We start from the raw sequence: 6,082 nt of genomic DNA, 5'->3' as shown, positions 1-6,082 counted from the left end.
ATTGCACGGAGCATCAAATACCAAGATGACCTCTATGCGTCCACGACTGAAAGAATTAAACGACAATCCCTATATAACTGTAAGTTTCATTGACGAAGATGGCAAACCATACGGCTTACCGCTGTCACTCGCATCAGATGATGATGTGAACTGGTATTTTCATGGTGCTTTGGAAGGCAAGAAGTTGGAGGCAATCAAGGCTCATCCTGAGGTTTGCCTTTCAGCCGTAACCCGTTGTGCGCCTACTGTTGGTCCGAAGGACGGCAGTTTCACCCTGCAATTCAAATCAGCCATCGCATTCGGTAAGGCAGAAATCGTGGCAGATGAAGCAGAGAAGATTCATGGTCTCCGACTAATCTGTGAGCGTTTTCTTTCTCACCACATGGATGCTTTCGACCAGAGCATCGCCCGTTCCCTATCACGCACGGCTGTAGTTCGCATCACACTTACTGAGCCACCAACCGGCAAACGCAAGCAGTATGATAAGGAAGGCGTGGAAATGAAATATGGAAGAATGGAATAAATGAACTTTAAAACATATTGATTATGAAGAAGATAAAGTTAAGCAATGGCGTGGAAATGCCGCAACTGGGTTATGGTGTTTATCAGGTGGAACCTGATGAGTGTGAGCGTTGTGTGGTGGATGCTCTCAGCGTGGGCTATAGGATGATAGATACTGCGCAGGCTTATCTCAACGAGGAAGCCGTGGGCAACGCATGGAAGAAAAGCGGCGTGAATCGTGATGAGATTTTCCTCGTTTCCAAGGTCTGGCCTTCCAACTATGGCGATGGACAGACCATGAAGAGCATCGACGAGAGTCTGCGCAAGCTGCAGACCGACTACATCGACCTGATGCTCCTCCACCAGCCTTTCTGCGACCGCTACGGTGCTTATCGCGATTTGGAAAAGGCTTACAAGGCAGGAAAGGTTCGTGCCATCGGAGTGAGCAATTTCTTCCCTGATCATCTTATAGACCTGGCTTCAAACATGGAGATTGCACCGATGGTGAACCAGATGGAGACGCATGTGTTCAACCAACAGCATGAGACCCGAATATTCATGGATGAGATTGGCACCAAGCTCATGGCATGGGCTCCGTTGGCAGAAGGTCAGAACGGAATGTTTACCAACCCTACCCTCACACAGATTGGCGAGAAATACGGCAAGACTGCTGCACAGGTAGCCTTGCGCTGGCTGTTGCAGAGCGATGTGATCATCATCCCGAAGACCGTTCACAAGGAGCGCATGGAAGAAAATCTGAATCTCTTCGACTTCGAACTTGATGCTGAGGACATGCAGGCGATTGCCAAGCTCGACACCGCCCACAGTCTCTTCCTCGACCATCATAGCGGAGAAACAACCAAGCAGTTTATGGAGTGGAGAGCAGTGGTGAAACCTACAGAATAATGTGACAATCACTCCAACTAAGGCTCAATGTAAAACAAAGAATTTATGACTTCACTTCAAGAAAGGCTGTTCGCAATGCAGGATAAGCAGTATGCTGCTTTTCAGGCCAAGCTGACACCGGGAGTGCCTGTGGAGAGTTTCATTGGCATTCGTGTGCCTGTGCTTCGTAAGTTCGCAAAAGAGTTTACAAAGGAGGCAGAATGCGAGGAATTCCTGCATCAGCTTCCTCACGAATACTACGATGAGAACATGCTTCACGGACTCCTCATTTCCGAGGTGAAGGACTACGAGGAATGCATTCGTCTTACAGACAGATTCCTGCCATTCGTGGACAACTGGGCAGTTTGCGACATCATGTCTCCGAAGGTGATTGCCAAATACAAGAAGGAACTGTTGGCAAAGATCAAGACTTGGAGTAAATCGTCACACGTTTATACTTGTCGTTTTGGAATAGAGACACTTATGTCTCATTACCTAGATAAAGACTTTAAGGCAGAATATCTTGAAATTCCTGCATCAGTAAGTAGCGAAGAGTATTACGTAAAGATGATGGTAGCCTGGTTCTTCGCCACCGCCCTTGCCAAGCAATGGGACGCAACGATTCCCTACATCGAGCAACGCCGCCTTGCTCCCTGGACGCACAACAAGACCATCCAGAAGGCCATCGAGAGCTACAGAATCACGCCCGAGCAGAAGGAATATCTGCGGACATTGAAGATAAAACAATTATGACACAAGATACATCTACATATTACGTTTGGATAGGTGGCTCATGTGATTATGGCCATAAAGAGCGAGCTGGTGGTGCTGCCGTTGTGATTGAGCATAACGGCAAAGTCATCAGCCGTGATGTAATCAGCGACCTACACACCACAGAGTTCCGCATGATGCTAACCCTCATGATCAAGGTAATGCAGGAAATACCGGAAGGTTCCGACATTCTCTTCTTGACCAACGCTGCCTATATTCAGAACTTTGACAAGGCTCCAACATCAAAGTCAGCCAATCCAGACTTGATCATTCAATGCATCAAGGAAAAGAAAAGGCACAACTCAGTCGGGGTCAAGATTGTGCAATATCACAAAAGCCCATTGCTGATAGAAACCCACGATAGGGCTACGGAAGCAATGGCTAAGACAAGAAAGCAGTTTCATCAGAAAAATGAACTATCATAAACGGAATATATAATTATGGCATATACAGACAACGATACATACAGACGTATTCACTTCGCCGTTATGGCAATAGAGAGTGGAGCACGTAAATTGGGCATTTCCGGAAAGGAGATGCACGACCGCCTGCTGAAGCAGGGACTGATTCACCGTAGGCTGATTAAAAGGTATGAAGACCTTCATACACAAAGCCTTGACTGGGTGGCAGACGACATTAGTGAAACTTTATTGAACTGGGAGAAAGAAGTATGAGAGATTCTGTATTATGGCGCAAACAAAGCCGAATAATAATGATGCTTGCAGAAGCTCTGCATATTGATGCAGAAAGGGCACTCAACTTGTTTTACAATACTAAAGTATACCAGCAACTTTCTGACCCCAAATATGGTTTACAGCTTATGAGCGATGATTATATTCTTGAAAATCTCATAGAAGAGCTGAGGGAAACTCAATAACACCAAAAGTGAGTGGTTTATGTAAAAAGTTACGGAGAATATGAATTATCTCCGTAACTTTTTACATTTTCATCTTATATGTTTTTGGAGCATTTCACTCCCAAACTATAAAATTTTAGAAATCACATGTATCTGGGTCTGCACCTATTCTGTCAGCCTTCAGCGATGCGATTTCAAGCATTTCCTGCTGAGAGAGTTCAAAATCGAATACATCGATGTTTTCCTTGATTCGGCTTGGAGTAACCGACTTTGCCAGTGGCAGCACGCCTGTCTGCATCACCCAACGGATAACTACCTGAGCCACGCTCTTGCCATGGTTGGCAGCAATTGACTTCAAGAGATGATTATCCAAGACATTACCTCTTCCCAACGGGCTCCATGCTTCCACAAGAATGTTGTTCTTCTGGCAGAACTCAACACACTCCTTCTGGGTGAATCCAGGATGATACTCTATCTGGTCAACCATCGGACAGATGTTTGCCTTCGCCATTACTGGCTCTGCATGATGCTGCATGAAGTTGGAAAGACCGATGCTGCGAATCAAGCCATCTTCATGCAGACGCTCCATCGCTTTCCAAGTATCTACATTCTGCTGATTTGCATCCTTGCCAAACTGCAACTCGTTGGCTGGCCAATGGATGAGGTAGAGGTCGAGATAATCGAGACCTAAATCACTCAAAGTCTTGTCAAACGCCTTCAAGGTCTTGTCGTAGCCACGCTCTGTGTTCCAAACCTTGCTGGTAACAAAGAGATTCTCACGCTTGATTCCACTTTCCTTGATTCCCTCGCCCACGCTCTTCTCATTTTTATAGATAGCAGCGGTGTCGATATGGGTGTAGCCTGCAGCGATGGCAGCTTTCACTGCTTCAACGCAGGTTGCTCCATCTGGAGTAAGAAACGTTCCGAAACCCGGTGTAGGAATCTTCACTCCATTATTCAATAATATTTCCTTTTCCATAATTAAACTAATCTTAAATTTCAACTATTCTTTTGACGGTGCAAAGTTACAGCTTTTTTCGCATAGCAGAGTTCTGTATATTTGCATTATCATAGAGTATCTTTTCAATTTTAGCCATCACTTAGCAGTCCCTTTAATTTCCCTGCGATATTCAGCAGGAGTAAGATGGATGATCTTCTGAAACTGCTCGAAGAAGAGAGTCGGCGTATTGTAGCCGGAACTGAAAGCCACTTCTGTGATAGTCAGATCTGAATTGGCAAGCAGCTTGCAGGCGTATTCGACACGGATTTCTGCCAACACCTGGAAGATGCTCTTGTCGGTGGATTTCTTGAAATAACGGCAAAGCGAAGTCGGATTCTGACCAACAAAATCGGCAACATCCTTCAGCACCACCTTCTCACGGAAGTTATTATATAAATAGGTGTAGATTCTGCCGATAGGCTCCTCCAACTCGGGTTGACGATTAGCATTGCTGTAAGCCGTAGGCGACAGGAGTTGCGTTTTCTTGCAATGATGCAGACGGTCGAGAATCTGGAGCAGGATGATAAGCCGTGAGGTGTAGGTGGATGAATCGAAAGCCTTCATCATCTTTAAGAGTTCATCATACAAACCCTCATCATAGAATCGTATTCCATACTGGCTCTTTGAAAGAAGCTCTGAAATATGGGCGTAATCGGGTAGATTCAAAAGAGACGAAGGAAACAGATCGGGACTGAACTGGATGGCTTCGCCACTACTATAGAGCCTATCTTCAAGTTCTTCTTTCCCAGTATTCTCCCCACTCTTCATCCGGCTTTTACAAAGATGAAGATGCGGAACATTGCTTCCTATCAATGCCACATCGCCTTCTGCATAAGGCGCAACGCCCTCGCCCACGAACTGCTTTCCGCTGCCGTGGGTGAAAATCATGAGTTCATACTCCGCATGCTTATGCAGGGGCAGAACGAACTCCGGATAAGTAATATGGCTGCACAAAGTTGTCATTTTGTGCGCAATCTTTCGTTCTAATATAGGCATAATCTCCATTTATCTGCGTTTGTGCAAATATTCATTATGATAACGCAAATATAATGGATAATATTGTGCGAGATTAGCCGTAATTTTGCACCCACAAAAAAAATAGAAAAGAAACAAATAAAAAGAAGAGAGAAAATATATGGCAGAATGGAATAAATCTCCGATAAAGGTAATATCTTCCGTAAACCAGGTATAAGCTCTTTAGGAGAATGTGCGTACCTTTGCACCCAAGAAATGTTAAAGCATAGGATTATGAAGGAATTATTCTTTAATACCATACAGGAGTTCAACGACTACATAGGGGTGAAAACGCTTCATCCCTTAGTAAGCATTGCGCGTGTAGAGAACACCTCTCCAATACAGGAGGCTGTGCATCACTACGGACTTTATGCCCTCTTTCTGAAGGAAAACAAGGGCTGTAAATTGTCATACGGCAGAACAGAATATGATTTTGACGAGATGACCGTCACCTCGTTTGCTCCAGGTCAGTCGATTAAGGTTGAACCCATTCCTGGAGTTACGTTTGCCAAATATACGGTATTGGCTTTCCATCCCGACCTGCTCAACCGCACGCAGCTTGGCAAGAACATCTCCCGCTATGAGTTTTTCGACTATACAAGCAACGAAGCATTACACTTATCCGCTGCCGAGGTCAATATCTTTCGTGATGTGCTCTCAATGATTGGGCAGGAACTCGAGCATCCTATAGATAGGCATTCACGTGAACTCATCGTTTCTAACATCGAGTTGCTGCTGAACTATTGTCTGCGTTTCTACGACCGGCAGTTTATCACACGCGAGGAAATAAATCATTCGGTGGTCAAGAAATTCTTCTCTCTGCTCGATGAATACCCTCAAATCCGCAACTACGCGCCTATATGATACAGAAGCGAAAATAATCTGCATCGTTAGTAAAAAGGGGGCACAGTGCATCGAATGTCACCATAAAGACATATAAACGCCCCTTACCCCACCATGCGACTTGAGGCAATACGCAAAGTCACGACCATAAGTTGTCGGTGTTATCCAAAGTCATTCTGGAACACATCAGCATAAGCGTTGTTGCATGAATA

General features: G+C 45.1%; 9 protein-coding genes. 7 read left to right on the top strand and 2 right to left on the bottom strand.

The genetic code is table 11. The features are described 5' to 3' along the window. The first annotated feature begins 25 nt into the window (after nucleotides 1–25). The 6 genes from I6E38_RS14175 to I6E38_RS14150 are packed head-to-tail and all read left to right on the top strand — an operon-like array spanning nucleotide 26 to nucleotide 3,034. Nucleotides 26–523 (top strand): pyridoxamine 5'-phosphate oxidase family protein, encoded by a 498-nt coding sequence (locus I6E38_RS14175; RefSeq protein WP_235394603.1) that lies wholly within the window; start codon nucleotides 26–28, stop codon nucleotides 521–523. 23 nt (nucleotides 524–546) lie between these two features. Further along, entirely contained in the window at nucleotides 547–1,407 is an 861-nt protein-coding gene (locus tag I6E38_RS14170) for an aldo/keto reductase (RefSeq protein ID WP_235394601.1), read from the top strand. Between the two features lie 45 nt (nucleotides 1,408–1,452). Beyond that, nucleotides 1,453–2,139: a DNA alkylation repair protein gene (locus I6E38_RS14165; RefSeq protein ID WP_235394600.1), complete on the top strand. Its 687-nt coding sequence runs from the start codon at nucleotides 1,453–1,455 to the stop codon at nucleotides 2,137–2,139. Then, on the top strand, nucleotides 2,136–2,582 hold the full coding sequence (locus I6E38_RS14160; protein WP_235394599.1) for a ribonuclease H: 447 nt from the start codon (nucleotides 2,136–2,138) through the stop codon (nucleotides 2,580–2,582). Before I6E38_RS14165 ends, I6E38_RS14160 begins: the two co-directional genes overlap by 4 nt. A 15-nt stretch (nucleotides 2,583–2,597) precedes the next feature. Then, nucleotides 2,598–2,831 (top strand): DUF3791 domain-containing protein, encoded by a 234-nt coding sequence (locus I6E38_RS14155; RefSeq protein ID WP_203040487.1) that lies wholly within the window; start codon nucleotides 2,598–2,600, stop codon nucleotides 2,829–2,831. Between the two features lie 38 nt (nucleotides 2,832–2,869). Beyond that, on the top strand, nucleotides 2,870–3,034 hold the full coding sequence (locus tag I6E38_RS14150; RefSeq protein ID WP_235394598.1) for a DUF3791 domain-containing protein: 165 nt from the start codon (nucleotides 2,870–2,872) through the stop codon (nucleotides 3,032–3,034). Nucleotides 3,035–3,149: 115 nt separating this feature from the next. Here I6E38_RS14150 and I6E38_RS14145 read toward each other — a convergent pair whose 3' ends face one another. Continuing rightward, complete coding sequence (locus I6E38_RS14145) at nucleotides 3,150–3,992, bottom strand: aldo/keto reductase (protein WP_262912386.1); 843 nt, start codon at nucleotides 3,990–3,992, stop codon at nucleotides 3,150–3,152. Nucleotides 3,993–4,109: 117 nt separating this feature from the next. After that, a complete protein-coding gene (locus I6E38_RS14140; protein ID WP_235394597.1) occupies nucleotides 4,110–5,009 on the bottom strand; it encodes an AraC family transcriptional regulator in 900 nt (299 codons plus the stop codon). A gap of 252 nt (nucleotides 5,010–5,261) precedes the next feature. Here I6E38_RS14140 and I6E38_RS14135 point away from each other — a divergent pair, with 252 nt between their 5' ends. Next, nucleotides 5,262–5,891 carry a hypothetical protein gene (locus tag I6E38_RS14135; RefSeq protein WP_235394596.1) on the top strand — a complete coding sequence of 210 codons (630 nt, stop codon included), beginning with the start codon at nucleotides 5,262–5,264 and terminating at the stop codon, nucleotides 5,889–5,891. Nucleotides 5,892–6,082 lie beyond the last annotated feature (191 nt).

Origin of the sequence: Leyella stercorea, from assembly GCF_021531355.1 — a bacterium.
GTDB lineage: Bacteria > Bacteroidota > Bacteroidia > Bacteroidales > Bacteroidaceae > Prevotella.
The sequence above is the reverse complement of the archived record's forward strand: the minus strand, read 5'-3'. Positions and strand labels throughout refer to the sequence as shown.